This is a genomic window from Frankia sp. AiPa1 (genome assembly GCF_023243075.1).
Lineage (GTDB): Bacteria > Actinomycetota > Actinomycetes > Frankiales > Frankiaceae > Frankia.
Genome location: NZ_JALKFZ020000001.1, coordinates 222031 through 247977, shown reverse-complemented (window position 1 = coordinate 247977; position 25947 = coordinate 222031). Strand labels below are relative to the sequence as shown.

The window sequence follows — 25947 nt, the reverse complement described above, 5'->3', positions numbered from 1 at the left end:
CAACGCGCGGAGGCGCGATGAGCCCCGCCCCGGTCCACTACGCCGCAGCCTCCGGCGCGTTCTCGCTGTCCTGGCTGCTCATCGCGCTGCCGCTGGCCGGCGCCGCCGTGCTGCTGCTCGGCGGCCGGCGGACCGACCGGTTCGGGCATCTGATCGGCACCCTCGCCGCCCTCGCCAGCTTCGTGGTCGGCGTGGTGCTGTTCGCCGCGATGCTCGGCCGTGACGGCGACGACCGCGCGCTCTCCCAGCATCTGTTCTCCTGGATTCCGGTAAACGGCTTCCAGGTGGACGTCGGTCTGCTCGTCGACCAGCTCTCGATCGTCTTCGTGCTGCTGATCACCGGGGTCGGCACGCTGATCCACATCTACTCGATCGGCTACATGGCGCACGATCCGGCCAGGCGGAAGTTCTTCGCCTACATGAACCTCTTCCTGGCGTCGATGCTGCTGCTGGTCCTCGGCAACAACTTCCTCTCGCTGTATGCCGGGTGGGAGCTGGTCGGACTCTCCTCGTACCTGCTGATCAAGTTCTGGGAGTACAAGCCGGCCGCGGCCACCGCGGCGAACAAGGCCTTCTACATGAACCGGGTCGGCGACGTCGGCCTGGCGATCGCGATCATGCTGATGTTCGCCACCGTCGGCTCGACGAGCTACGCGGACGTGTTCGGCGCGGCCAGCGCCAACGTGATCGGCTACGGCACGATCACCGCGATGGCGCTGCTGCTGCTGCTCGGTGCCTGCGGGAAGTCCGGCCAGTTCCCGCTGCAGGCGTGGCTGCCGGACGCGATGGAGGGCCCCACCCCGATCTCCGCACTGATCCACGCGGCGACGATGGTGACCGCCGGCGTCTACCTGATCGTCCGGGCCGGGCCGATCTTCGACGAGACCCAGGCGGCCCGGACCGTCGTCGTCATCATCGGCGCGGCCACGATCCTCATCGGGTGTGTCATCGGCTGCGCCTACGACGACATCAAGAAGGTGCTGGCCTACTCGACGGTCAGCCAGATCGGCTACATGTTCCTGGCGGTGGGCCTCGGCCCCGCCGGCTACGCGATCGGCATCATGCACCTGCTCGCCCACGGCTTCTTCAAGGCCGGCCTGTTCCTCGGCGCGGGCTCGGTCATCCACGCCATGGATGACGACCAGGACCTGCGCCACTACGGCGGGCTCTGGCGCAAGATGCCGATCACCTGGGCGACCTTCGGTCTCGGGTTCCTGGCGATCATCGGCTTCCCGGGCCTGTCGGGTTACTTCACCAAGGACCGGATCATCGAGACCGCCTTCGACAAGGGCGGCACGTCCGGCTATCTGCTCGGCTCGATCGCGCTGCTGGGCGCCGGCATCACCGCGTTCTACATGTCCCGACTGTTCCTGATGACCTTCCACGGCAAGCCGCGCTGGTCCAGTGAGGGCGAGAACGCCAGGCACCCGCACGAGTCGCCGGTCACGATGACCGGCCCGATGATCGTTCTCGCGGTTGGTTCGACGTTCGCCGGCGGCCTGTTCGTGCTTGGCCACAGCATGCAGGACTGGCTCGAGCCGGTGGCGGGCGAGGGCGTCGAGGGTGTGCACACGTTCAGCCCCCTCGTGCTGACCCTGCTCACCCTGGTCGTGGTCGTCGGCGGGTTCGCCGCCGCCTGGCTGCGCTACCAGGCTCGCCCGGTCGAGGCGACGGCCCGACCCGACTCCGAGGTGACCCTGGTGACCGTGGCGGCCCGCCACGATCTGTTCGCGAACACCTTCAACGAGACCGTCGCCATGCGGCCCGGCCAGTACCTGACCCGCTTCCTGGTCTGGCTCGACCTCGTCGGCGTCGACGGCTTCGTGCGCGGCAGCGCTGCCGGCATCGGCGGCCTGTCCGGGCGGATGCGCCGCCTGCAGACCGGGTTCGTCCGGTCCTACGCTCTGTCGATGTTGGGAGGTGCCGTCCTCATGGTCGGCGCACTGCTGCTGGTCTGGGGCGGCTGACGTGAACACAGTCCCCTGGCTGACCATTCTGCTGCTCGTGCCGACGGTCGCCGCGATCGTCGTCGCCGCCTTTCCGCGGCGGCTGGCGACCCAGGCCAAGCAGCTGACGCTCGCCGTCACCCTGGCCGTGCTGGTGCTCGCGGTGCTGGCCACGTTCGCCTACCACCCGAAGCGGGCCGGCTTCCAGTTCGCCCAGCACCACGACTGGATCTCGACGTTCGGCATCTCGTACTCGGTCGGCGCGGACGGCATCTCGCTGGTGCTGATCCTGCTCACCGCGTTCCTGGTGCCGGTGGTCGTGCTGTCGTCCTGGAACGAGTTCGACGGCGACGAGCCAGGCGGGCCCGTGGACGGCGGATCCCTCACCGGGACGCACGACGGCGCCCCGGGCAGTGGCGTCGGGAGCGGCGGTTCCGACGGTTCCGGCGGTTCCGGCGGGGGAAGTTCTGGCGGTGCAGTCGCGGCCGTCGGCGCGCCTGCGGGCGGCGGGGGAACGGCGGTGCTGGTGGCAGCGCCGCCGGTGTCCGCCGAGACGGTCCCGGCCGAGCCGGTCGCCGCGCCGTCCGCCGCGGCGCCCCGGCAGCGCTCCGTACCGGTGTTCTGCGCGCTGCTGCTCGCGCTCGAAGCGGGGCTCGTCGGCGTGTTCGCCGCGACCGACGTGTTCCTGTTCTACGTCTTCTTCGAGGCGATCCTGATCCCGATGTACTTCCTCATCGGCAGCTTCGGCCCGGTGAAGGAGCAGGCGCAGCGCTCGTACGCGGCGGTCAAGTTCCTGATCTACAGCCTGCTCGGTGGCCTGCTCATGCTCGCCGCCGTGATCGGTCTGTACGTCGTGTCCGCCGAGCATCTCGCCCACGGCACCTTCGACTTCGCCGCGCTGCGTCAGCTCGACATCACCCCCGGGGTGCAGAAGCTGCTGTTCCTCGGCTTCTTCATCGCATTCGCGATCAAGGCGCCGCTGTTCCCGTTCCACACCTGGCTGCCCGACGCCGGTGCGCAGGCACCCGTCGGCGGCGCGGTGCTGCTCGTCGGACTGCTGGACAAGGTCGGCACGTTCGGCCTGATCCGCTACTGCATCCCGCTGTTCCCCGAGGCGTCGGACTGGTTCGCGCCGCTCGTACTGGCACTGGCGGTCATCGGGATCTTCTACGGGGCGCTGCTGGCGATCGGGCAACGGGACATGAAACGGCTGGTGTCCTACACGTCGCTGGCCCACTTCGGGTTCATCGCCCTGGGTCTGTTCGCCTTCACCAGCCAGGCCGGCACCGGTTCGGTCCTCTACATGGTCAACCACGGTCTGTCGACCGGCTTGCTGTTCCTGGTTGTCGGCTTCCTGGTCGCCCGGCGGGGCACCCCGGACATAGGCGCCTATGGGGGCCTGGCGAAGGTGACGCCGCTGCTGGCCGGGACGTTCCTCATCGCCGGGCTCTCGTCGCTGGCGCTGCCCGGCACGAACAGCTTCGTCAGTGAGTTCCTGGTCCTGGTCGGCACGTTCACCTACAACAAGGCGCTGGCGATCGTCGCCACCACCGGCATCGTTCTCGCCGCGATCTACGTGCTGTACCTGTACCAGCGGACGATGACGGGCCCGGTCACCCACGAGGCCAACCGGTTGCTGCCCGATCTGTCCCTGCGGGAGAAGGTCGTCGTCGCCCCGGTGATCGCGCTGATCATCGGGCTCGGGGTCTACCCCAAGCCGCTGATCGACATCATCCGGCCCACCGTGACGGCGACCTATGCCGACATCGGCAAGTCCGATCCGGCCCCGACCCACCCCGTTCCCGCCGCCCAGTCCGGAGGCCACTCGTGAGCGCAGTGCTGCTCGCGGAGACGCAGAAGATCACTCCGCCGTCGATCGAGTACTCCTCCCTCAGCCCGCTGCTCATCGTCTTCGTGGTGGCGCTGGTCGGGGTGCTCGTCGACGCCTTCGCCGCGCGCGAGTCCCGGCGGGTGATCCAGCCGGTGCTTGCCGGCGGCGGGTTCATCGCGGCCCTGGTCGCCATCGCGATCCTGCACGGCCGGCACGCACTGCTCGCCGCGAGGGCGGTGGCGATCGACGGGCCGACCCTGTTCATGCAGGGCACGATCCTGGTGTTCGCGCTGCTCTCGGTGCTGCTGGTGGCCGAGCGGCAGCTGGACTCCTCCGGCGGCGCGATCGTCGCCTCCGCGGCGATCACACCGGGCTCGAAGGGGTCGACCGCCGCACGGAACTCCGCGGACATGCAGACCGAGGCCTACCCGCTGATGGTCTTCTCGGTGACCGGCATGATGCTGTTCGTCGCGTCGAACAACCTGCTGGTCATGTTCGTCGCGCTGGAGATCCTCTCGCTGCCGCTCTACCTGCTCGCGGGCCTGGCCCGCCGTCGGCGCCTGCTGTCGCAGGAAGCGGCCATGAAGTACTTCCTGCTCGGCGCGTTCTCCTCGGCGTTCTTCCTCTACGGGGTCGCGTTCGCCTACGGGTTCGCTGGCAGCGTCGAGCTCGGGAAGATCGCCGACGCGGTCGGCGCCACCGGCAGGACCGACACCTACCTCTACCTCGCGGTCGCGCTGATCGGGGTCGGCCTGTTCTTCAAGGTGGGTGCCGCGCCGTTCCACTCGTGGACGCCCGACGTCTACCAGGGCTCGCCGACGCCGGTGACGGCGTTCATGGCCGCCGGTACCAAGGTGGCCGCGTTCGGCGCGATCCTGCGGGTCTTCTACATCGCCTTCGGCCCGCTGCGGTGGGACTGGCGACCGGTGCTGTGGGCGGTCGCCATCCTGACCATGGTGGTCGGCGCCGTCCTCGCCCTCACCCAGCGGGACATCAAGCGGATGCTCGCCTACTCGGCGATCGCGCACGCCGGATTCCTGCTCGTCGGGATCGCGGGCACGAACACCGACGGACTGCGTGGCGCGATGTTCTACCTGGTGACCTACGGTTTCACCACGATCGCCGCGTTCGCCGTCGTCTCCCTGGTCCGCACCTCGGACGGCGAGGCCAGTGACCTGTCCCAGTGGCGCGGGCTAGGCCGCACCTCGCCGCTGGTTGCCGGGACGTTCTCCTTCCTGCTGATGGCGCTCGCCGGCATCCCGCTGACCAGCGGGTTCACCGGCAAGTTCGCGGTCTTCCAGGCGGCGGTCGCCGGGCACGCCACCCCGCTGGTCGTGATCGCCCTGGTGTGCAGCGCGATCGCGGCGTTCTTCTACGTGCGCGTCATCGTGCTGATGTTCTTCTCCGAGCCGCTCGCCGACGGGCCGGTTGTCATTACCCGGCCCACGCTCACCTTCGCCACGGCGGGTATCGGGACGCTCGCCACCCTCGTCCTGGGAGTAGCGCCACAGCCGCTTCTTGACCTGGCGAACACCGCTGCCTCGTCCGGCTTCGTACGCTGACGGTGGTATGAGCGCTATCGGGCTGGACGTCATGGGGATCAGGACCGATCCTGATCTCGAAAAAGCTGTGCGAGAAGGTCTTGTTCAGGTGGAGGAGCTGCTGCGTGCCTCGGTGCGCAGCGAGTTCGCCTTCGTCACCGAGACCTCACGGCATCTTGTCGATGCGGGGGGCAAGCGGTTCCGCCCGATCATTGTGCTGCTGGCGGCGCACTTCGCCGATCCGCGCGCCGCCGGGGTGGTGCCGGCCGCGGTCGCGATCGAACTGACCCATCTGTCGACCCTGTACCACGATGACGTGATGGACGAGGCGCCGCGCCGCCGTGGCGCGGCGTCCGCCAACCTCCGCTGGACGAACACGGTCGCCATCCTCACCGGCGACTACCTGTTCGCCCGCGCCTCCGACATCACCGCGGATCTCGGCCCGGAGGCGACCCGCATACTCGCCCGCACCATCGCGACGCTGTGCGAGGGCCAGATTCGCGAGACGGTGGGCCCGTCGGCCGGCCAGGACCAGGTCGCCCACTACCTGCGGGTGGTCCGGGAGAAGACCGCGTCGCTGATCGCCACCTCCGGGCGGCTGGGAGCGATGCTCTCCGGCGCGGACCCGATCACTGTGGACACGCTGGCCACGTTCGGCGAGCTGTTCGGAGTCGCCTTCCAGCTCTCCGACGACATCATCGACGTCGCCTCCGACGCGGCGGACTCCGGCAAGACCCCCGGGACCGATCTGCGGGAGGGCGTGCCCACCCTGCCGGTGCTGTACGCGCTGCAGTCCGACGACGCCGGGGCCCGGCGGCTGCGGGAGCTCATCGTCTCCGACTTCGCCGCGGGTGGTGGGAACCCCGACGAGGGCGTCGCCGAGGCACTTGACCTGCTCCGCGACCATGACGGGCTGGCCCGTGCCCGCCGTGAGCTCGCTGCCTGGTCCGCCCAGGCGCGCGACTGCCTGGCGCCCCTTCCCGACAGCCCGGTGAAGACCGCTCTTCGCTCGCTCGCCGACTTCGTCATCGACCGCACCGGCTGACCCGCCTATCGGGCCAGCCGGTGCGGGCCGCTAGTGCGCCGAGGCCGCGCTCGCGCTGGGCAGCAGTGGGGTGATGCTGATCGGCATGGACGACGCCGTCGACAGCAGGTCGCTCTCGTCCGCGTACGCGGACGCCGAGGGGCTCGATGTGGTCGTCGCCAGGGGCGTCGCCGAGGTCGAGGGGGCCTCCGGGTCGAACGGGAGACCGCCAAGGCCGGTGCTCGACGGGCTGGTACTCAGGGTCGCCGAGGTGTCCGGCGCCGTCGGAGAGGTCGACGCGGAGGTGCTCGGCGTGAGGCCGCGCAGGTCGGTCGGGCCAGTGGCGCTGCCCTGCGGCACCAGCGTGATGATCGGGACCGGTGCGGTCGACGGACCGAGCGTGGCGGTGGTGACAGCGCTGTGTCCCGTGCCAAGCGACGAGCTGGAGCCACCCTGACCGGCCTGGCTGGGATGGGGTGCGGGCTCGGCCCGGGGCGGGGTGCCGCGGGTGGAACCACGTGAAGCCTGGTTCTGCGTGGAGCCCAGGGCGAGCGCGTCGGTGCGGCCGTTGTACTGGATCCGCGAGGCGTCCCCGCTGCTCGGGACGGTCGCGGAACCGGGCTGTTCGCCGCCGAGGGTCACGCCCGCGACGATGGCCGACAGGCCTGCGATCGACACGGTGCCGGCGGCGGCCAAGCGCACCCGGCCGTTGCCCCGGCTGCCACGCCGAGCGGGTGCCCGGTGTGCGCCTGGGAGGCGGATGACCTGTGTGTCCTCCGAGCGGGGCGCCAGGACCGCCTCGGTGCGGGTGGTGGGAACGACGGGCATCCGGCTGGCGGTGAAGGTACCGCCCCCGTAATCACCGGCCCGGCGAGACGAGGTTGACTGCCAGGCCGTGCCATACCGATCAGCCCAGTTCGACTGCTCGGCCAGGCCCGACTCGGCGGCCAGGTCCGTGTCCACGGCCCAGTCGGCGGCCTCGTCCATCGCGGCGGCCTCGTTGGTCCGGGAGTTGCCCTGCGCCCACCACTGACCCGCAACCTCCTGGCCGTCACGGCGAGCAGCGTCATAGCCCCGGTGGCCGAGACTGCCCCACCGGCTGCCGTATCGGGCCGAGCCGTGGCCTTCGCTGGCCGTGGCCCCCGCGGCCCAGGCCGCGCCCGAGAGATCGCTGGTGCCCCACATCCCGTCGGAGGCCGGCTCGGTGCCCGGTCCTGACCGGCTCTGTTCTGGCCAGCCCTGGTCCGTCCAGCCCTGGTCTGGCGGCGGCGCCGACCACACCTCGTCGGCGTCATCCCGGTGGCCGGGGCCGTCATACCGGCCGGTGCTGCCATGGGCGCCTGCACCGCCGTGCCGACCCGCACCACCGTGGAGCTCGGCACCGCCGTACCAGCCGACGGCGTCGCGGTACAGGCCGTCCGGATCCCCATCAAGGCCGGTCGGGGCTCCGCCGACACCGGTCGGCTCGTTGTGGGAACCAGCATCGCGATGACCACCGACGTCGTAGGCGTGCGGGGCGCTGTGGCCACCACCGACCTCGGCCGCGTCGAGGCGACCGGCAGCAGCAACGGCGTGGCCACCGGTGGACGGGTACGGATCGGCCCAGAACGTGGATGCCGTGGCGGACGACGCGCCCACCGCACTCGACCGCGGAGCGTCGTCGGGACCGGTCACGAGGATGGAGCCCGCAGCGGAACGGCCCGAGCCGCCGCTATGACCAGCGCCGCCGGGACCGGCCGAGCTACCAGGGGAGAGGGCGTGGCCGTGATCGGCTCGCCACCGGAGGCCGGTGGAGGCAGCTTCCTGATCTCGGCGTGCGGTGGTGCTGACCGAGAGAGGACCGGTGATCGTGTCCCGCTCACCAGGAGGAGGTACGGTCGGCCGGGCTGGCGGCCGCCCCGAAACCTGTCCTTCTGGGCCGGTGGGCACCGGGCTGATCAGCACCGACGGCCTGGACGGTGCCGCCTGGCCGCTGCGGCCCGGCCAGGCCGGGTGCACGGCCCGCCGCCTGGGGTCGAGGACCACGGCGGCGTCCGGCGGTGTCGCCTGGGGCCAGGCCGCGGTGACGATGGGACGGCGGGTGACGGCCTCGCGGCCTTCGTCGCCGTTTCGGGCGGCGGTTGTGTGCCGGGCATGGCGGCCGGCGGAATGACTACCCACGGTGGCCTCCGGCGCGCTCAGAAATGCGCGGCTGCGTCGACCCGGGACGACGGGAGCAAGCCGTCGTGGCCACGGACGCATGAACAGGACCCAACGGCGAACGCGGAGCTCCCGCGGGCCGTGGGCGGAGGGCTCGATGACCCCGCACTATGCCTCCGGCTGCACTGGTGTGGTGAGCCCCCCCGGGCCGCACGGCACCCCCACGCGCAGTCCTTACCCTACCGGACCAGCGCGGAGCGGCAACCATCAGACAGGGCGCGCGTTAAGGCGCCGTAGCCGGCTGATGTCAGACATCCGGACGCGGTCTATCGGATCCGTCTCTGTTCTCCCGCGTGGCAGCCGGCATATCGGGCTGGCGTCACCGCCTTCTGCGCCGAGCGGTAAAGCGAGATCGGGTGCATAAATCGGATATATCTCCACAAAACGTGTGCGGATACACGACGAGGCCGGGACGCGCGGGGGAAACGCGCGCCCGGCCTCGCCTGGTGCCGATCCGGGTCAGCCGCCGCTCCGGAGTCAGAAGGCAGCTGGGGTCAGGCGATGGTCCAGGTCTCCCCGCCGGAGATCAGGTTCATCAGGTCCCCGTCACCCTGCTTGCTCTTCGCATCGACGATCTGCCTGTTGAGCGCCTCGTCGTAGGTCGGAACATCGACGTTACGGAAGATGCCGATGGGGGTGACCCCATGGGAGTCCCCGGTGACTCTGGACAGCGCGAACGACTGGCTCGGGTCCGCGGCCGACGCGTTGTGGACGAGGACGCCGGGCGCGTCGGCGGAGACGACCGCCAGGCCGCCGTCGTCCGTGCGCCGGATACCCTTGTCGCCCTCGGCGCCGAAGACCAGCGGCTCGCCGTGCACGAGGCGCAGCGTCACGTCGTCACGGGTCGAGCGGTCCTTGAGCGGGTCGAAGGCGCCGTCGTTGAAGATGTTGCAGTTCTGGAAGATCTCGACGAACGCCGTGCCCGGGTGCTCCGCGGCGGCGCGCAGCACCGAGGTCAGATGTGCACGGTCGGAGTCGATCGAGCGGGCGACGAACGTCGCCTCCGCGCCGAGGGCCAGCGAGACCGGGTTGTAAGGCCGGTCCAGCGAGCCGTACGGCGTCGACTTTGTGATCTTGCCGACCTCCGAGGTGGGCGAGTACTGGCCCTTGGTCAGACCGTAGATCCGGTTGTTGAACATCAGGATCTTCAGGTTGACGTTGCGGCGCAGCGCGTGCAGCAGGTGGTTGCCACCGATCGAGAGCGCGTCGCCGTCTCCGGTGACGACCCAGACCGACAGATCCGGCCGCGAGGTGGCGAGGCCGGTGGCGATCGTCGGTGCGCGGCCATGGATGGAGTGCATCCCATAGGTCTGCAGGTAGTACGGAAAACGGGAGGAACAGCCGATCCCGGAGATGAACACGACGTTCTCGCGCGCGATGCCGAGCTCGGGCAGAAAACCCTGGACAGTGGCGAGGATGGCGTAGTCACCGCAACCCGGGCACCAGCGCACCTCCTGATCGGAGGTGAAGTCCTTGCGGCTCTGCGGTCCGGGCGCGGCGGGCACCAGGTCGAGCAGACGGTTGCTGATTCCGGAACGGTTCGTCGTGACGGTCACTGGTTGATCACGTCCTCCAAGACACCGGCCAGCTCGGCGGCCTTGAACGGCAGCCCACGGACCTGGTTGTAACCGATCGCGTCGACGAGGTACTCGGCCCGGATCAGGGTCCGCAGCTGGCCGAGGTTCATCTCGGGGATGAGCACCTTGTCGTACGACCGCAGGATCTCCCCGGTGTTCGCCGGGAAGGGGTTGAGATGGCGCAGGTGCGCCTGGGCGACCTGCAGGCCCTTGGCACGGACCCGCCGGCAGCCGGCCGCGATCGGACCGAAGGTCGAGCCCCAGCCCAGCACGAGCACCTGGGCGGTGCCGGACGGGTCATCCACCTCCAGCGGGGGGATGTCGTTCGCGATACCGGCGACCTTGGCGGCCCGAAGCCGGACCATCCGGTCGTGGTTGGCTGGGTCGTAGGAGATGTTTCCCTGTCCGTCGGACTTCTCGATGCCGCCGATGCGGTGCTCGAGGCCCGGCGTGCCAGGAATGGCCCACGGGCGAGCGAGGGTCTCCGGGTCACGCAGGTACGGCCAGAACTCCGGCCCCTTGGCACCGGTGTGGTTCGGCTCGGTGGTGAAGCTGACACGCAGGTCCGGCAGTTCCTCGCGGGTCGGCAGCAGCCATGGCTCGGAGCCGTTGGCCAGGTAGCCGTCGGAGAGCAGGAACACCGGCGTGCGGTACTTCGTCGCGAGGCGCGCGGCCTCGATGGCCGCGTCGAAACAGTCGCCGGGGGAACGGGGGGCCACGATCGGCACCGGGGCCTCGCCGTTGCGGCCGAACATCGCCTGCAGCAGGTCGGCCTGCTCGGTCTTGGTCGGCAGGCCGGTTGACGGGCCACCGCGCTGGATGTCCACGATCACCAGTGGGAGCTCCAGGCTGACCGCGAGGCCGATCGTCTCGCTCTTGAGCGCCACGCCCGGACCGGAGGTCGTGGTGACGCCGAGCGAGCCACCGAACGAGGCACCGAGCGCCGAGCCGATGCCGGCGATCTCGTCCTCGGCCTGGAAGGTGCGCACGCCGAACCGCTTGTGCTTGCTGAGTTCGTGCAGGATGTCCGACGCGGGGGTGATCGGATAGGACCCGAGGAAGATCGGCAGACCGGTCAGCTCACCTGCGGCGACAAGCCCGTAGGACAGGGCCAGGTTGCCGCTGATGCGCCGGTAGGTACCGGACTTCATCCGCGCCGGAGCCACCTCGTAGGTGACCGTGAACGACTCGGTCGTCTCGCCGTAGTTGAAACCGGCGCGGAAGGCCGCGATGTTTGCCGCGGCGATCTCCGGGCGCTTCGCGAACTTCTTGTTGAGGAACGCCTCGGTACCGCCGGTGGGCCGGTGGTACAGCCAGCTCATCAGGCCGAGGGCGAACATGTTCTTTGCCCGCTCGGCCTCTTTCTTGTTGACCCCACCACTGCCTTCCGTCGCATGGACGGCGGTAATGGTCATCGAGGTCAGCGGCACCCGATGGACGACATATTCGTCGAGCGTGCCGTCGGTCAGCGGGTCCGTCGCATATCCAGCCTTTTTCAGGTTTCCGCTGGTGAATGCATCGGTGTTGACGATGAGATTTGCGCCGGAGGGCAGATCCTTCAGATTCGCCTTCAGTGCGGCAGGGTTCATCGCGACCAGGACGTCCGGGGCGTCGCCCGGGGTAAGGATGTCGTGGTCGGAGAAGTGCAACTGGAATCCGGATACCCCGGCCGGCGTGCCGGCTGGCGCGCGGATTTCCGCGGGGAAGTCCGGGAGCGTCGACAGGTCGTTGCCGAACGTGGCGGTCTCGCTGGTGAATTGTTCTCCGGTGAGTTGCATACCGTCGCCGGAGTCGCCCGCAAAGCGCACGACGACCCGGTCGAGTCGGCGGGTCTCCCTCTCCCTGACCTGTTCAGACACTTTCAGTAACCTCCTCGGGTACCACACCAGCCTAGCGGCTGCCGCAATGAGGTGCGTGCGGCGAGCCGAGGCTCTCCGAGAGCTCGGACACGGCCTACCGATCGGACCCGAATTAGATGATCTACGGTTCTCTGCCCTGGTGGTGATTGACTGTCAACTCTGTGTATATATGCGCGCCCCGTGGTTCGGCCGGAGTACTTCGTATGGGTGTGACCGATGGTGCGGTGGTCGGCGGGCGAACCGCTCCCGGGGCGTCGCGCCGATGATCGTGTTGACATCGGCCCGTAACGTGGCGAGCCTTGATTGTCTGTGCACCCCCCACCGCGAGATCTGTCGGCATGCGGGGGCGTCTGTCAGTGTTTAGAGTAACTCTCTGTCTTCGCTTTGCAATCCTCCGTAGCTGCCACGCAGAGGGTTCCGCCACACCGAGAGTATCGGCCCATGAACCGCCGTCGGGGTGTCGTCCGCCCGACGCGGGCCTGCGCAACCGCTCTAAGCCTCGGTACCCCCGCGCGGGAGTACCGCGGTGCGGGCGTAAGGAACACATGGTGAGCAGCCACCCCCGGGCACAGGCCGGGCGGACGGTATGAGCCGACCTGCGACTGTTCGGGCCGCGAGCGCCGTCGGCCTGGTCGGAGCCGGCCGGGCCGGCAGCGCTCTGGCTCTCGCCCTCGTCGGCGCGGGGTACACGGTGGTGGCGGTGGGCACCCGGTCCGAGTCGGCCCGCGCCCGGGCGGCGGCCCGTTTCCCCGCCGCCTGGACCGGCCCCGCGGCGGGGATCGCGGATCGGCTGCGGCAGGCCGACCTTCTCCTTGTGGCCGTGCCCGACGACGCGATCGCGCAGGTCACGGCTCGGCTGGTCGCCGTCGGGGCCGTGCGGGCAGGTCAGCTCCTCGCGCACCTCAGCGGTCGGCACGGACTCGCGGTGTTGGCCGCTGGACAGGGCCACGGCGCTCACCGCGTCGCACTACACCCGATCATGACGCTGCCGGGGAACGTCGATGAACCCGACGGGCTCCCCGGTGGCGAGGCGGAGATGTTTGTGGGCGTCCCGTTCGGCATCACCGCGGATGCCCAGGCCATCGTGGCAGCGCGGCGCCTGGTGGCCGATATCGGCGGTGTCCCCCTTGACGTTCCGGAGGAGCATCGTGACCAATATCATGCTGCCCTGGTCCTCGGTGGCAACTTTCTGGCCAGTTTGACCGCTGTTGCCCGGGACCTCCTCGCGGACGTCGGAATCGCCGATCCGGCCGCCGCTCTGAGCCCGTTGCTGCATGCGTCTCTCCGCAACGCGCTGGCCGGTGGCTGGGCGGCGGCTACCGGGCCCGTCCGTCGCGCCGACCTGGGCACACTGCTCGCGCACCAGCACGCCCTGGCCCGGGTGGACCCCGCCGCCGCCGAGGTCTACCGGGCGCTGGCCCTGTTCACCGCCGGCGAGCTCGCCCGCGCCGGCCTCCTCGACCCGGTGGATGCCATCCGGCTGCGCGGTGGTCTGACCGAGACCTGAGGGGCAGGACCCACAGGTGTGGGCCACATCCCCGCCGGGACCGGCTCCCCCCGGGAACGTTGCCCTGGCCCTGCCACGTTGGTTCGGGTGCACCGCGGTTCCTGAAGCGGTGCTGGTTCAGACGCACTGCCGTTCCGACGGTCGCCGACCTGGCCTGGTCGCCACGGTTCCGGGTACCTACGGCCCTGGTCATCGCCAGCGGACGGATGTCGTCACAGAGGACGGACCCCGATCGCCATGTCACACCGCCACCTCAACGGTCTGAAGACCGCGCTGCTCCTCGGCGTGCTGTCCGCCGCCATCCTGCTGGTCGGCTCTCTGTTCGGTCGGGCTGGTCTGCTCGTTGCGCTGTTCGTTGCGCTGGCGATGAACGGTATTTCCTACTTCTTCTCCGACCGCATCGCGCTGCGGTCGATGAGTGCCTATCCGGTGACCCAGGTCGAGCAGCCCCGGCTGTACGCCATCGTCGGCGATCTCGCCCGCCAGGCCCGGATGCCGATGCCGCGGCTCTATCTGAGCCCCACCGGCGCGCCGAACGCCTTCGCGACCGGCCGAGGCCCGCGTAACGCGGCGGTCTGCTGCACGGAAGGCATCATGGAACTCATGGACGACCGTGAGCTGCGGGGCGTCCTTGGGCATGAGCTCAGTCATGTCTACAACCGGGACATACTCATCGCGTCCGTGGCCGGAGCGCTGGCCAGCGTCATCGTGTATCTGGCCAACATGGCCCAGTTCCTCGCTATCTTCGGTGGCGGCCGGAACGATGAGAACGGTCCGGGTATCTTTGAACTTCTCCTGCTGATGATCCTGGGTCCGGTCGCGGCGACGATCATCCAGCTCGCCATCAGCCGGGCGCGGGAGTATCAGGCGGATGAATCGGGTGCGACGCTCACCGGCGACCCGATGGGACTGGCAAGCGCGTTGCGCAAGCTGGAGCTTGGCACGGCGGCCCGGCCGCTGGTGCCCAGCTCACGGGTGGGCCCGGCCGCCGCGCTGATGATTGCGAACCCGTTCCGCGGCGGAGGCGTCGCGAAGCTGTTCTCGACGCATCCGCCCATGAACGAACGAATCGCGCGGCTGGAGCAGATGTCGCGAATGAATCCGTAGCGGTGACCCAGCCGGATGACAACGTTGTTGTCCGTCGTGGTGTCGCAGGTTTACGGTCGTCGCTGCGGCGTAATATTTCTCCATGGCCGGCGTGCGCGGGCAGATGGCCGCTATGGCCGCCACCCGCGAACCTGACCGCGGCGGAGCACACCCCCAGGCTCCGCCGCAAGCACCCCGCCCGGACCCCCCATCGGGCGGGGTGCGTCATTATGAGGCCACGACTCTCGGCGCGCGGCCGGCGAAACCTAGCGGTAGTTGACGAACTGGAGCGGGACATCGAAGTCCTCGCCCTTCAGCAGCTGGATGACCCGCTGTAGGTCGTCCCGCTTCTTCCCGGTGACCCTCAGTTGATCACCCTGGATCTGAGCCTGTACCCCTTTCGGCCCATCCGTCCGGATCTTCTTCGCGATCACGCGGGCCTTCTCCTCAGAGATGCCCTGCTGCACGGTCACGGGCAGGCGGAACTCCTTGCCCGACGCCTTCGGCTCGTCGAAGGACAACGCCTTGAGCGAGATGCCGCGTTTGACGAACTTCTCCTGCAGGACGTCGAGCACAGCCTTGACTCGCTCGTCGGTGTTCGCTATCAGCAGAATCGACTCGCCCGACAGGGATGCCGAAGCGCCGGTGTCCCGGAAGTCGAACCGGTTCCGGATCTCCTTGGCCGTCTGGTTGACGGCGTTGTCGATCTCCTGGGTATCAACTTTGCTGACGATGTCAAAGGACGGGTCGGCCACGAGTACGGACCTCCTGTTCGATGCGGTATGGGGCGAATGGCGCGACGCGAGCGCCCTTGGTGGCGGTCGTGGCGGCCGCGACAGCCGAATATCTAACTACACACCGCGCTGATCGGGTGGCGTGATGTCGTCTGTGGTGGGCCCGCGTCCCGATGCTCCGTCAGGACCGGTATGCTCGTCCACAGCGGCAGGTTGCCCGAGCGGCCAAAGGGAGCGGTCTGTAAAACCGTCGGCTCAGCCTACGATGGTTCGAATCCATCACCTGCCACCACCCCCGATCCGGATCGGATCATGCTGCGCGACAGGCCCCGGAAGCACTTCCGGGGCCTGTCGCCATGACGGGGGAGTTCTTCCTCGTCGGTTCGGGCCGAGTCAGCCGGCCGCGGCGTCGAGCTCGGCGCGGGTCAGCAACGGGTGCAGTGTGAGGCCCAGCTCGGCGAGCCGTTCCCGGCCGCCCTCGGCGCGGTCAATGACGCAGAGCACGTCCGTCACTACCGCGCCCTCCTCGCGCAGCACCCGGGTGGCGTCCAACACGGCACCGCCGGAGGTCACCACGTCCTCGACCAGGACGACCTGGCGGTCGGCGACTGCTCCGCCCTCGGCGATCCGCCGGGTGCCGTACTCCTTGGCCTTCTTGCGAACGAAGCGGGCGGGCAGCCCGGTGCGCGCAGCGAGGAGGGTCGCCAGTGGCACACCGCCCAGTTCCAGACCAGCGAGGATCTCCGCCTCCGGCGGCACGAGTCCGACCAGGCCGTCGACGATGGCGGCGAGCAGGGCCGGATCCGCCTCGAAGAGGTACTTGTCGAAGTACTCGTTGCTCGTTCGACCGGACCGCAGCAGAAAGGTGCCGGTGAGGTGGGAGGCAGCCCGTACCTGAGCGGCCAGCGCCGCGTTGTCGCTCACGTCCGTGCACTTTAGTGCGCCGTCGGCCGCTAGCGTGATCTCATGACGCGTCCCGTCGAGGGTCACCGGCCGTTGTTCGTCTACGGGACGCTGATGTTCCCCGAGGTACTGGCCATCCTGCTCGGCCGGGTGCCGCGGATGGAGCGGGCCGCTGTCGCCGGCTGGCGGGCGGCGGGTCTGCGGGACCGCCTCTACCCGGGACTCGTGCCGGATCCTGCGTCCCAGACGTCCGGCCAGGTGCTGCTGGGACTCGATACCGCGCAGACGGGTGTTCTCGACGCCTTCGAGGGGGTCGCCTACGAGGTCGGCCCGCTCGTCCTGACGGACGGGCGGGCCGTGTTCGCCTATCTCTGGAAGGATCTCGCCGAGGTGACCGCCCAGGTCTGGGACCCTCAGGCGTTCAGCGAGCGCCACCTCGACGACTACGCGCGCCGATGCGCGATCTGGCACGCCCGGTTCACCGAGCGGTCCTGACGGCTCACCGCGACGGACGTCCCTCGCCGTGCTGGCCGTATCCGGTCGGAGCGTCAGGTCCGGGAGCGTCATAGCCGGGTGGCCCGCCGTATCCCGGCGGCTCGGCGGAGCCGCCAGCAGCCGGGCGACCGCCTGCCGCCGCGCCGGATCCGCCAGGTGCGGCGGTCGCGTGCTCGGTCGGCCGTCCGACGCCGGCGGCGCGGCCGGCGGGAGCGCCGACGCCCGGCCGGTCACTCGGGTAGGGCTGCCCGTGGCCACCTCCGGCGGGCGCAAACTCATGGGTGAGCAGGGCGTAGATCACCAGGACGTCGATGGCGATGATCACGACCGACCACACCGGGAACGCCGCGAGGTAGGCGAGCTGGCCGATCGCGTTGATCGACGCGATCACCACTCCGGCCCAGCGGGCCGCCTCGTTGCGGGCGTAGACCCCGAACGCGATCGCCATCTCCACGATGCCGATGAAAATGAACAACCAGCCCCAGAAGTTCCGGTCGGCGTACAGCACGTTGACGTCGCCGGTGGTCAGGTTGTTCACGATCACGGTGTAGTCGCGCAGTGAGGCGATGCCGTAGATCAGATTGTGGAATCCGACGATGAACATGATGACAGCGGCGAAGGTGAGCCATCCACCTCTCGGGACCGCTGCCCGGTTTCCTGCCATCTGGTCCTCCCCTTGCCCGCCGGCATCGCGCACGGCAGGAACCGCCGTGCCCGGTGAGGGCGGACATCCGGGATCGGCGGCGCGACCTTGTGGTCGCGGCGGGTCGATGCCCGCACCATGCGGTCCGGCGACGTACCAGTAGCCGCTGGTATTTGAATGACTACCATCCGCCGCTAGGGTGCGATACCCGCCGCCCGCCTACGTCATCCCTCTTCATCCGCGTGCCTGCGTGCCGACAGCCCTGCTCGCCGACAGCCCTGGTCTCCCACAGCCCTGGTCGTCCCGAGGCTACGGGCCTGGGGGAAGTGGGGTGACCTTGCCCGTGACCGCGTCCCAGCGCAGCCGGCCATGCTGGAAGCTGCTCTGTCGACCGCCGGGCACCGAGTACTCGTCCGACGTGGGCAGGCCCAGCGCGGAACCCGAACCGCCCAGGGCCAGGTAGGTCCGCAGGATCTGGCCGTGCACCTCGTGTGCTCCCGTCGCGGCGCTCCAGTAGATCCAGCCCCCCTGGAAGCGGGCCTGCTGGCCGCCGGGCGCGGACGTGAACTCGATGTCGCTGATCGGGCGGCGCAGGAGGCTGTTGGAGCCGCCGAGGGCGAGGTACTTCGTGGAGATCGGGCCGTACAGGGCGTGCACGCCGGTCGAGACCGACCAGAAGGCGAGCCCGTTCGCGTACTGCTGCCAGCGCCCCCCGCCACCGGCCGGGTTCTCCACCGAGATCGGGGCGCCGAGCACGAGCGCGGTCAGTCCCGCACCGGCGTGCCACTTCTGGATCTCGCTGAGAGTGCCGTCCGCGTGGGCGGCCAGCGCCGCCGGCGTGCAGCACACGACATTCGTGTCCACCGCGCCGGCGATTCCCGGCACTTCCCCGCCCGAGGTGTACTGCCACAGTGCCCAGCCCGGCCAGCCGCCCGGCAGCCTGCCCGGTGTCGCCTCCTTGTTGTAGATCGCGAACCAGATCGGGTACTTCGTGAAGTCGTGGGAGTCGCCCATCCTGTCGGTCCAGAACGACCGGTAGGTGTAGAGAGTGGGCGTGCGGCCGGTCTGCGACTCGACCTCCTCGAGGAACGCCCTGGTCCACGCGACGAGTGTCTTCGGGTCGAGCCCGCCGCTGTCCTCGAGGTCGAGTGCCGGGGCGAGGGTTGCGGGGGCCCGGGTCAGGCCGGTCACCGCAACGAAGTGCTTCGCCTGTTCCACGGCGGTACCGATAGACGCGGAGGGTCGCGCGTAGTGGTACGCCCCGACCACCAGTCCGGCCTGGGCCGCCGCGTCGCGGTCGGCGGCGTAGTAGGGGTTGGCGTACCGCAGGCCCTCGGTTGCCTTGATGATCGCGAAGCTCACACCGGAGAGCCGGGCGGCTTTCCAATCGATCGGCCTGCCGCCGGGATGCTGCCAGGACGCCACGTCCACCCCGCGTGGCCACAGCGGTGAGGGGGTCGCGCCGTGCGCGACACCGGTCGTGCCGGACAGGGTGAGCGTCGCGGCCGTGAGCATCGCGATGCTGAACAACCGGCGCGGTAGCGGGACGGGGAGCATCGTCCGGTCCTGGGTCGAGGGAGCCGGAATGGATCCGCCCGGGTGGGCGGCGTGATCGGGCGGGACGGCTCGTGGGTGCGGGAACTGGCCAGGACGCGGAGTGAGGCGCATGGGCAACCCTCGATGCTCGGGAGGCGACGCTCAGGAGGCTCGGGAGCCGGTCGGTCGCGTCAGGCAAGGACGGACCACCAGGCGGGCTACACGCTAAGCATTCGAGGAATTACTTACAGCTACCAAAGCTGAGGTGGCTCGAGTTACTAACTACGGACAGTTGTGTTCCCCGGGCGTCACGCCATCTTCGGGACGCAGTGGGCGGCGGGTCGGGCGTGGCGGCGCGCCATCGGGCGAAGGGGGATGAAGGGAGCCCAAAGGGTGGCTGTCCGCTGCGGCGAGGCCGACGCCCGCGGATGGGAGCCCGCGCGGACGGAGGGCGGGGGGAAGCCCGACGGGACGGGCGGCGGCTGGCGGACGAATCGACAGGGGGTGGCCCACCCACTCGCGCCCGGCGTCGTGTAATCTGAGCTCCGCGACCTCGCGCCCCTTTAGCTCAGTCGGCAGAGCGTCTCCATGGTAAGGAGAAGGTCTACGGTTCGATTCCGTAAAGGGGCTCCGCGTTCCGGTCTTCGGGCGGGTTCGTGTCTGGGTTGAGCGGTTCCGCCGGTTCTCCCGGGTAAGCTGGTCCGGTCCCCGGTGATCCGGGTGGCCATCCTGGCGGTGTAGCTCAGTCTGGCAGAGCAAGCGGCTCATAATCGCTGTGTCGCCGGTTCAAGTCCGGCCACCGCTACGTCGGGGCGCGGCGGGCCGTGCCCTCTTGGGGTTCGCGGCCTGCCGCTACCCCACTCAGTTCAGCAGTCGACTTAGAAAGAGGCATCACGCCGTGGCCGCCACTGACGTTCGCCCAAAGATCACGATGGCGTGCCAGGTGTGCAAGCACCGGAACTACATCACGCGCAAGAACCGGCGTAATGACCCGGATCGTCTTGAGCTGAAGAAGTTCTGCCCGAACTGCGGCAAGCACACCGAGCACCGCGAGACCCGCTGAGGCGACTCGGCTCGGGCGCGTCTCGGCGCTCGTCGATGATCCGCGACAGCCGGCCAGGTATCAACCTGGTCGGCTGTTTTGCGTGCCATGTCGAGGTGTGCCATGTCGAGGTGTGCAGTGTCGACGGATGACGCCACCATCGGGCTGGTCCACATCGGCCGTGCGACGAGCCCGCGTGGTGGGATGGTGCTCCTGACACCTCGCTACCCGGGAACCGCGGCCCCAGAAGCTGCGGCGCCAGAGACCTCGTCGCCCGGGGATCCTCGTCGCCCAGGATCCTGGTCGCCCAGGAGCCTCGACACCCAGAGACGGAGCCGTGATGCCGCTCAACCAGGACTTCGTCGGTCGACGCTTCGTCGCCGAGGTGCCGTTCCAGGTCGGGCGGGAGCACATCAGACGGTTCGCCCAGGCCATCGGAGACGACAACCCCCTCTACCACGATGTGGAGGCGGCCAAGGCCGCCGGCTATCCCGATCTGGTCGCGCCGCCAACGTTCCTGGTCAACGCCATTCCCGGCGCGCTGGGCCTGCCGACCGACGACCCGGCGCTCGGTCTGGACTACACGCTGGTCGTCCACGGCGAGCAACGTTTCAGTCAGCGCCGTCCGGTGTTCGCCGGGGATGAGCTGGTTACGGCGTCGACGCTGACGAGCATCCGGTCGGTGGGCCGCAACGAGGTGCTCGTCACCACCTACCAGTACGAGACGACCGCCGGTGAACAGGTCGCCACCGGTACCTGCACCCTGGTGTCGCGAGGAACCGCCGCGCCGCGCGAGTGACCCGAACGCGCCCGGCGCCGCCCGGCGATCCGATGACAGCGGGACAGCTGACTGCGTAGGGAGTACGACGATGACGGCGACGATCGCGTATGACGACGTCGAGGTCGGCACCGAGCTGCCCGAGCGGCTGTTCCCGCTGCGTCGGTCCGACCTCGTCCGGTATGCCGGGGCGTCCGGCGACTTCAACCCCATCCACTGGAGCGATCGGGCGGCGGCCGAGTCCGGCTTGCCCGGGGTGATCGCGCACGGGATGCTCACCATGGCGACCGCGGCCCGGCTGGTCACGGACTGGGCTGGTGACCCCGGGGCGATCGTCGAGTTCGGGGTGAAGTTCTCCTCCCCGGTCGTGGTTCCCGATGACGACGAGGGCGCCCTCGTCTCCGTGCGCGGTGTCGTGGAGAAGAAGCTCGACGGCAACCATGTGGTGGTGAATCTCACCACCCGGTGCCGCGGGGAGAAGGTTCTGATGGCCTCGCGGGCCACCCTCCGGCTGCCCTGAGTCGGCCGGAGGCGCGCCCCCGAGCCCGGGTTCCGGCGCCTGGGAGACGCGCCGGAACCTGGTCCCTGGACGGGCTCGGTGCGCCTCGCTCCCGCACCGAGCTCGTCCTCAGTGACTCCCGCAGGTAAGGGGATATCGCCCGGTCAGCCGAGCTCGGCGAACAGCGCGGCGACCCGGTCGACGCCCTTGACCAGATCATCATCGCTGAGCGCGTACGACAGCCGGGCGAAGCCCGGGGTCCCGAACGCCTCGCCGGGGACGATCGCCACGCCCACCTCCTCGAGGATGAGCTGGCAGAGCTCCGAACTGGTCGCGGGCAGCCGCCCGCGCAGGGGACGGCCGAGCGCCTCCTGCAGCGACGGGTAGCAGTAGAAGGCCCCCTGCGGCACCGGGCACCGGACCCCGTTGATCTCGCTGAGCATCCGGTGCATGGTCAGGCGGCGCCGGTCGAAGGCGGTGCGCATCTCGACAACGGCGTCCAGCGGGCCGGTGACCGCGGCGAGGGCGGCGGCCTGGGCGATGTTCGACACGTTCGACGTCGCATGGGACTGCAGGTTCGTCGCGGCACCGATGACGTCGGTGGGGCCGAGCAGCCAGCCAACCCGCCAGCCGGTCATCGCGTAGGTCTTCGCGACGCCGTTGACGATGACACATCGCTCGGCCAGGTCCGGGACCTCGGCGAGGATCGAGGAGAACCGGGCCTCGCCGTAGACGAGGTGCTCGTAGATCTCGTCGGCCAGCACCCAGATCCCGCTGCGGGCCGCCCACTCGCCGATCGCGCGGACCTCCTCCGGCGTGTGCACCGCGCCGGTCGGGTTGGAGGGCGAACAGAACAGCAGCACCTTGGTGCGCTCGGTGCGGGCGGCATCGAGCTGTTCGACGGTGACCCGGTAGTCGGCGTCGGGGCCGGTCACGACCTCGACTGGTACGCCGCCCGCCAGCCGGATCGACTCGGGGTAGGTCGTCCAGTACGGCGCTGGCAGCAGTACCTCATCCCCTGGATCCAGCAGAGTCGCGAACGCCTCGTAGACGGCCTGCTTGCCACCATTGGTGATCAGAACCTGGCTCGGGGTCACCGAGACGCCGGAGTCGCGCCGGGTCTTCTCGGCGACCGCGGCACGCAGCTCCGGCAGTCCGCCGGAGGGGGTGTAGCGGTGGAACCTGGGTTCGTGGCATGCCTTCTCGGCAGCGGCGACGATGTGGTCCGGCGTCGGGAAGTCCGGTTCACCGGCACCGAAGACGACGACGTCCTGACCGGCGGCGCGCATCGCCTTCGCCGTCGCGTCCACGGCGAGCGTGGCGGATGGGGCGATGGCGCCGATGCGGCGTGAGATCCTGCTCATGCCGCCCATGCTGCCATGGTGCTCACGGGGGGGCGCCAAGCACGCGGCCGGGATCGACAGATCCGGATGGCCGCGCTCGACGGTCCGGACGGACCGGGCAGCGGGGCCCACCGGGCCCGGTTCGGACGGCGGTCGGCTGCGGCTGGAGCACCTCGCGCGATCGGTGCCTGCGGAGTCCGGCCGATGAAGGGGTATGCTCGGTCCGCCCGGGTACCCATTCCGGTAACCGGCCCGCAGCCCGAACCGTGCGTTACGGTGGAGGTGCGCAACGTGCGGGTCGGTGACGGTTCCGGGGGTCGGGGCGCGTTCTAGGGGCGTGGCTCAATTGGTAGAGCACCGGTCTCCAAAACCGGCGGTTGCAGGTTCGAGTCCTGTCGCCCCTGCGCTGTTCGATGGTCCGGCTGATTCGGCGACAGAGTGGGTGGAGTGAGTGGCGACCGATACCCGTGACGCGGCACCGCGTCCCAGGGGGGCCACACGTACCGCGGCTCGGCGCCGGTATCGGCCTGTCCAGTTCATCCGCGAGGTCATGGCGGAGCTCCGGAAGGTGGTCTATCCGGGGCGAAGCGAGCTGGTCACGTACGTGGCGGTCGTGCTTGTCTTTGTCACCGTGGTGACAGCTTTTGTGGCCAGTCTCGACTTCGGGCTGACGAAGGCGATCCTCGCGATCTTCGGCTGACCGAGCTCGCCGGCCGACCGGGTCGGGGTGGGCAGACGGGCGGCGGGTGGTCGACGCCGGGTCGCCAGCCGGTCGGCGGCCGTACCCTCGCACCACGCCCGCGCAGCGTCCCGCTGGAGCGGTGTCACAGCAGCAGCGTTTACGAGCAAAGGATCGCCCGCGTGTCCCAGTCGCCCGAGCACGCCTCCTCCGAGCAGGGGGAAGCCCTCTCTCGTCTCGATCCCCTGGCGGCGTTCGAGCGTGACGAGGTGGCGAGCACGGACGCCGGCGCTGAGCCCGACGACGTCCTCGGTGATGCGACGCTCGCCGCCGATTCCGCCTCGCCGGAGCCGGCCGCGCTGGATGATCCGTCCGACCAGGAGTCCGTGGATCCCGGGTCCGACACTGGCGCCGACCGCGGCGCCCTCAACGGCTCTGGCGCCCTCAACGGCTCTGGTGCCCTCAACGGCGGCGGCGCGGTCGAGGCCACAGCGCAGCCGGCGAGTTCCACACCGTCGCCCGCGGATGAGGACGAGGACGAGCAGCTGCGCCGCGCGATCGAGGACGCGCCGGGCGAGTGGTACGTCGTGCATTCCTACGCTGGCTACGAGAACAAGGTCAAGACCAACCTCGAGACCCGGATCTCCAGCCTCAACATGGAGGACTACATCTTCCAGATCGAGGTGCCGACCGAGGAGGTCCCGGTCGTCAAGAACGGCAAGCGGCAGATGGTCCTGCAGAAGAAGTACCCCGGGTACATCTATGTCCGGATGGATCTGACCGACCAGTCCTGGTCCGCAGTTCGCAACACGCCGGGTGTGACCGGGTTCGTGGGGCTTACCAACCGGCCCTCGCCGCTGCGCCGCGAGGAGGTGCTGTCCATCCTCGCGCCGGCGGCCCCGAAGGAGAAGAAGGTCGAGACCGTCCGGGTCCAGGAGTTCGAGGTCGGCGAGTCGGTCACCGTCATGGACGGCCCGTTCGCCACTCTTCCGGCGACCATCAGCGAGATCAACCTCGACGCCCAGCGCCTGAAGGTGCTGGTCTCGATCTTCGGTCGGGAAACACCCGTCGAGCTCCAGTTCAACCAGGTCGCGAAGATCTGACCATCCGGTCCGCGTAACCCGAAAGCCAGCAGCCCCGGCAGGAAGACGAGCACATGCCGCCCAAGAAGAAGAAGATCACTGCGATCATCAAGCTCCAGATCAACGCCGGGAAGGCCACCCCGGCGCCGCCGGTCGGCCCTGCGCTGGGTCAGCACGGCGTGAACATCATGGAGTTCTGCAAGCAGTACAACGCGGCGACCGAGTCGCAGTCCGGCAACGTCGTGCCGGTCGAGATCACCGTGTTCGATGATCGGTCGTTCACGTTCGTCACCAAGACTCCGCCGGCCGCGAGGCTCATTCTCAAGGCAGCCGGAGTCGACAAGGGCAGCGGCACCCCGCACCGGGACAAGGTCGCCAAGCTGACGCCCGCCCAGGTGCGCGAAATCGCCCAGACCAAGCTCCCCGACCTCAATGCCACGACGATCGAGGCCGCGGAGAAGATCATCGCCGGCACCGCTCGGTCGATGGGCATCACCGTCGGCGACTAGCAGTACCCGCACGACCCGATCCGACGCCGTGGGAGGGCGTGCGGACGGCCCTGACCGGTCGTCCGACCGTCCGCCGGCACCACGAGGAGACACCATGAAGCGCAGCAAGTCCTACCGCGCCGCAGCTGAGAAGATCGACCTGGACAACCTGTACAGCCCGCTGGAGGCGGTCCGGCTGGCGCAGGAGACGTCCACGACCAAGTACGACGCGACGGTCGAGGTCGCGATCCGGCTTGGCGTCGACCCGCGCAAGGCCGACCAGATGGTCCGGGGTACCGTCAATCTCCCGCACGGAACCGGCAAATCGCCGCGGGTCGCGGTGTTCGCCGCTGGTGAGAAGGCCGCCGAGGCGAGCGCCGCCGGCGCCGACATTGTCGGCAGCGACGACCTGGTCGCCCGCATCCAGGAGGGTTTCCTGGACTTTGACGCGACGGTCGCCACGCCGGACCAGATGGCCAAGGTTGGCCGGATCGCCCGGATCCTCGGCCCTCGCGGCCTGATGCCGAACCCGAAGACCGGCACCGTCACCCTGGACATCGGCAAGGCCGTGTCCGACATCAAGGGCGGAAAGATCAACTTTCGGGTTGACAAGCAGGGCAACCTGCACATCGTCATCGGCAAGACAAGCTTCACCGACGCGCAGCTGATCGAGAACTACACCTCGGCCCTCGACGAGATCGTCCGGGTCAAGCCGTCGGCGGCCAAGGGCCGGTACCTGAGGAAGATCACCTTCGCCACCACCATGGGCCCCGGCATTCCGGTTGACCCGAACCGCACTCGCAACCTGCTCGAGGACGTCGCCGCCGCCTGACGGCTCCGCCCGCGAGCGCCGCTTCACCTGCTCTGCTTCACCTGCTCTGCGCGCCGGCCCGGACAGTCTCCCGTACTGTCCGGGCCGGCCGCTGTTCCGGACCTGAGATCGCTACGCACCGGGATGGGCGATCGAGCAAGATCTGGTTACACAGGTCCTTGTAGGGGGCAAATCGGACGCGAACGCCCCCACGGCGACCTGTTTAGATCTTGACCCCCGCGCGGCTCTGGGTTTCGATCGCAGAGCGTGACTTTGGCTGTGTGGCGGGTCGGAGGCGCCGCGGGGCGGTCGACGGACCGGTGGCGGTGGCGGTGGCCGCGGTC

General features: G+C 69.3%; 22 protein-coding genes and 4 tRNA genes. 18 read left to right on the top strand and 8 right to left on the bottom strand.

From position 1 onward, the window contains the following. Nucleotides 1-17: 17 nt before the first annotated feature. From nuoL to MXD95_RS01030, 4 genes are read left to right on the top strand one after another with little or no spacing between them, the layout of a single operon-like run. Nucleotides 18-1967: an NADH-quinone oxidoreductase subunit L gene (gene nuoL / locus MXD95_RS01045; RefSeq protein WP_250638565.1), complete on the top strand. Its 1950-nt coding sequence runs from the start codon at nt 18-20 to the stop codon at nt 1965-1967. Between the two features lies 1 nt (nt 1968). Next, nucleotides 1969-3777, top strand: coding sequence for an NADH-quinone oxidoreductase subunit M (locus tag MXD95_RS01040; protein ID WP_250638564.1), 1809 nt, complete (start codon nt 1969-1971; stop codon nt 3775-3777). Beyond that, complete coding sequence (nuoN, locus tag MXD95_RS01035; protein ID WP_250638563.1) at nt 3774-5339, top strand: NADH-quinone oxidoreductase subunit NuoN; 1566 nt, start codon at nt 3774-3776, stop codon at nt 5337-5339. Before MXD95_RS01040 ends, nuoN begins: the two co-directional genes overlap by 4 nt. Nucleotides 5340-5346: 7 nt before the next feature. Beyond that, nucleotides 5347-6363 carry a polyprenyl synthetase family protein gene (locus tag MXD95_RS01030; RefSeq protein ID WP_250638562.1) on the top strand — a complete coding sequence of 339 codons (1017 nt, stop codon included), beginning with the start codon at nt 5347-5349 and terminating at the stop codon, nt 6361-6363. 30 nt (nt 6364-6393) lie between these two features. Here MXD95_RS01030 and MXD95_RS01025 read toward each other — a convergent pair whose 3' ends face one another. From MXD95_RS01025 to MXD95_RS01015, 3 genes are all read right to left on the bottom strand, one after another. Further along, the gene (locus MXD95_RS01025) at nt 6394-8502 is read right to left on the bottom strand and encodes a hypothetical protein (protein WP_250638561.1); all 2109 of its coding nucleotides are present in this window, start codon (nt 8500-8502) and stop codon (nt 6394-6396) included. Nucleotides 8503-9035: 533 nt separating this feature from the next. Beyond that, nucleotides 9036-10097 (bottom strand): 2-oxoacid:ferredoxin oxidoreductase subunit beta, encoded by a 1062-nt coding sequence (locus MXD95_RS01020; protein ID WP_250638560.1) that lies wholly within the window; start codon nt 10095-10097, stop codon nt 9036-9038. After that, a complete protein-coding gene (locus MXD95_RS01015) occupies nt 10094-11977 on the bottom strand; it encodes a 2-oxoacid:acceptor oxidoreductase subunit alpha (protein WP_250638559.1) in 1884 nt (627 codons plus the stop codon). Before MXD95_RS01015 ends, MXD95_RS01020 begins: the two co-directional genes overlap by 4 nt. A 586-nt stretch (nt 11978-12563) precedes the next feature. On the opposite strand from MXD95_RS01015, the gene MXD95_RS01010 reads away from it, so the two are divergent. Both MXD95_RS01010 and htpX read left to right on the top strand, forming a co-directional pair. Next, nucleotides 12564-13484: a Rossmann-like and DUF2520 domain-containing protein gene (locus tag MXD95_RS01010; RefSeq protein ID WP_250638558.1), complete on the top strand. Its 921-nt coding sequence runs from the start codon at nt 12564-12566 to the stop codon at nt 13482-13484. Between the two features lie 237 nt (nt 13485-13721). Further along, nucleotides 13722-14591 (top strand): zinc metalloprotease HtpX, encoded by an 870-nt coding sequence (gene htpX, locus MXD95_RS01005; protein ID WP_250638557.1) that lies wholly within the window; start codon nt 13722-13724, stop codon nt 14589-14591. A 245-nt stretch (nt 14592-14836) separates the two neighbouring features. On the opposite strand, the gene MXD95_RS01000 is transcribed toward htpX, so the two are convergent. After that, the gene (locus tag MXD95_RS01000; protein WP_250638556.1) at nt 14837-15325 is read right to left on the bottom strand and encodes a YajQ family cyclic di-GMP-binding protein; all 489 of its coding nucleotides are present in this window, start codon (nt 15323-15325) and stop codon (nt 14837-14839) included. Nucleotides 15326-15511: 186 nt separating this feature from the next. Here MXD95_RS01000 and MXD95_RS00995 point away from each other — a divergent pair. After that, a tRNA-Tyr gene (locus MXD95_RS00995) sits at nt 15512-15596 on the top strand. 101 nt (nt 15597-15697) lie between these two features. Here the strand turns inward: MXD95_RS00995 and pyrE are convergent. Continuing rightward, complete coding sequence (gene pyrE / locus MXD95_RS00990) at nt 15698-16228, bottom strand: orotate phosphoribosyltransferase (protein WP_250638555.1); 531 nt, start codon at nt 16226-16228, stop codon at nt 15698-15700. Between the two features lie 42 nt (nt 16229-16270). Here pyrE and MXD95_RS00985 point away from each other — a divergent pair, with 42 nt between their 5' ends. Continuing rightward, entirely contained in the window at nt 16271-16702 is a 432-nt protein-coding gene (locus MXD95_RS00985; RefSeq protein WP_250638554.1) for a gamma-glutamylcyclotransferase family protein, read from the top strand. A 4-nt stretch (nt 16703-16706) separates the two neighbouring features. Here MXD95_RS00985 and MXD95_RS00980 read toward each other — a convergent pair whose 3' ends face one another. After that, entirely contained in the window at nt 16707-17366 is a 660-nt protein-coding gene (locus MXD95_RS00980; protein ID WP_250638553.1) for a DUF7144 family membrane protein, read from the bottom strand. 288 nt (nt 17367-17654) lie between these two features. Then, a complete protein-coding gene (locus MXD95_RS00975) occupies nt 17655-19013 on the bottom strand; it encodes a GH25 family lysozyme (RefSeq protein WP_250638552.1) in 1359 nt (452 codons plus the stop codon). Between the two features lie 425 nt (nt 19014-19438). Between MXD95_RS00975 and MXD95_RS00970 the strand changes: the two genes are divergently transcribed. The 5 genes from MXD95_RS00970 (at nt 19439) to MXD95_RS00950 (ending at nt 21221) form a co-directional block, all read left to right on the top strand. Continuing rightward, nucleotides 19439-19511, top strand: a tRNA-Thr gene (locus MXD95_RS00970). Nucleotides 19512-19612: 101 nt separating this feature from the next. Continuing rightward, nucleotides 19613-19686 (top strand) — tRNA-Met (locus MXD95_RS00965). 93 nt (nt 19687-19779) lie between these two features. Further along, nucleotides 19780-19944 (top strand): 50S ribosomal protein L33, encoded by a 165-nt coding sequence (rpmG, locus tag MXD95_RS00960; protein WP_009740545.1) that lies wholly within the window; start codon nt 19780-19782, stop codon nt 19942-19944. 319 nt (nt 19945-20263) lie between these two features. Next, nucleotides 20264-20722 (top strand): MaoC family dehydratase N-terminal domain-containing protein, encoded by a 459-nt coding sequence (locus MXD95_RS00955; RefSeq protein ID WP_250638551.1) that lies wholly within the window; start codon nt 20264-20266, stop codon nt 20720-20722. A 70-nt stretch (nt 20723-20792) separates the two neighbouring features. After that, nucleotides 20793-21221, top strand: a complete 429-nt coding sequence (locus MXD95_RS00950) for a MaoC family dehydratase (RefSeq protein ID WP_250638550.1) — start codon at nt 20793-20795, stop codon at nt 21219-21221. Nucleotides 21222-21364: 143 nt separating this feature from the next. On the opposite strand, the gene MXD95_RS00945 is transcribed toward MXD95_RS00950, so the two are convergent. Continuing rightward, complete coding sequence (locus MXD95_RS00945) at nt 21365-22573, bottom strand: pyridoxal phosphate-dependent aminotransferase (protein ID WP_250638549.1); 1209 nt, start codon at nt 22571-22573, stop codon at nt 21365-21367. A 301-nt stretch (nt 22574-22874) separates the two neighbouring features. Here MXD95_RS00945 and MXD95_RS00940 point away from each other — a divergent pair. The 5 genes from MXD95_RS00940 to rplA all read left to right on the top strand — a co-directional run bounded on the left by MXD95_RS00940 (nt 22875) and on the right by rplA (nt 25624). Then, a tRNA-Trp gene (locus tag MXD95_RS00940) sits at nt 22875-22947 on the top strand. Between the two features lie 47 nt (nt 22948-22994). Further along, on the top strand, nt 22995-23243 hold the full coding sequence (gene secE / locus MXD95_RS28780; RefSeq protein WP_308301418.1) for a preprotein translocase subunit SecE: 249 nt from the start codon (nt 22995-22997) through the stop codon (nt 23241-23243). A 161-nt stretch (nt 23244-23404) separates the two neighbouring features. Further along, nucleotides 23405-24325: a transcription termination/antitermination protein NusG gene (nusG, locus tag MXD95_RS00930; RefSeq protein ID WP_250638547.1), complete on the top strand. Its 921-nt coding sequence runs from the start codon at nt 23405-23407 to the stop codon at nt 24323-24325. 53 nt (nt 24326-24378) lie between these two features. After that, the gene (rplK, locus tag MXD95_RS00925; protein WP_250638546.1) at nt 24379-24813 is read left to right on the top strand and encodes a 50S ribosomal protein L11; all 435 of its coding nucleotides are present in this window, start codon (nt 24379-24381) and stop codon (nt 24811-24813) included. Between the two features lie 94 nt (nt 24814-24907). Then, nucleotides 24908-25624 carry a 50S ribosomal protein L1 gene (gene rplA / locus MXD95_RS00920; protein WP_250638545.1) on the top strand — a complete coding sequence of 239 codons (717 nt, stop codon included), beginning with the start codon at nt 24908-24910 and terminating at the stop codon, nt 25622-25624. Nucleotides 25625-25947: the final 323 nt, after the last annotated feature.

What these genes read in the sequence shown, in the direction of transcription:
- nuoL (WP_250638565.1), top strand. Translation starts at nt 18, where the DNA reads ATGAGCCCCGCCCCGGTCCACTACGCCGCAGCCTCCGGCGCGTTCTCG.
- MXD95_RS01030 (WP_250638562.1), top strand. Translation starts at nt 5,347, where the DNA reads ATGAGCGCTATCGGGCTGGACGTCATGGGGATCAGGACCGATCCTGAT.
- MXD95_RS01010 (WP_250638558.1), top strand. Translation starts at nt 12,564, where the DNA reads ATGAGCCGACCTGCGACTGTTCGGGCCGCGAGCGCCGTCGGCCTGGTC.
- htpX (WP_250638557.1), top strand. Translation starts at nt 13,722, where the DNA reads ATGTCACACCGCCACCTCAACGGTCTGAAGACCGCGCTGCTCCTCGGC.
- MXD95_RS00985 (WP_250638554.1), top strand. Translation starts at nt 16,271, where the DNA reads ATGACGCGTCCCGTCGAGGGTCACCGGCCGTTGTTCGTCTACGGGACG.
- MXD95_RS00980 (WP_250638553.1), bottom strand. Translation starts at nt 17,366, where the DNA reads ATGGCAGGAAACCGGGCAGCGGTCCCGAGAGGTGGATGGCTCACCTTC.
- MXD95_RS00975 (WP_250638552.1), bottom strand. Translation starts at nt 19,013, where the DNA reads ATGCGCCTCACTCCGCGTCCTGGCCAGTTCCCGCACCCACGAGCCGTC.
- MXD95_RS00955 (WP_250638551.1), top strand. Translation starts at nt 20,264, where the DNA reads ATGCCGCTCAACCAGGACTTCGTCGGTCGACGCTTCGTCGCCGAGGTG.
- MXD95_RS00950 (WP_250638550.1), top strand. Translation starts at nt 20,793, where the DNA reads ATGACGGCGACGATCGCGTATGACGACGTCGAGGTCGGCACCGAGCTG.
- MXD95_RS00945 (WP_250638549.1), bottom strand. Translation starts at nt 22,573, where the DNA reads ATGGGCGGCATGAGCAGGATCTCACGCCGCATCGGCGCCATCGCCCCA.
- rplK (WP_250638546.1), top strand. Translation starts at nt 24,379, where the DNA reads ATGCCGCCCAAGAAGAAGAAGATCACTGCGATCATCAAGCTCCAGATC.
- rplA (WP_250638545.1), top strand. Translation starts at nt 24,908, where the DNA reads ATGAAGCGCAGCAAGTCCTACCGCGCCGCAGCTGAGAAGATCGACCTG.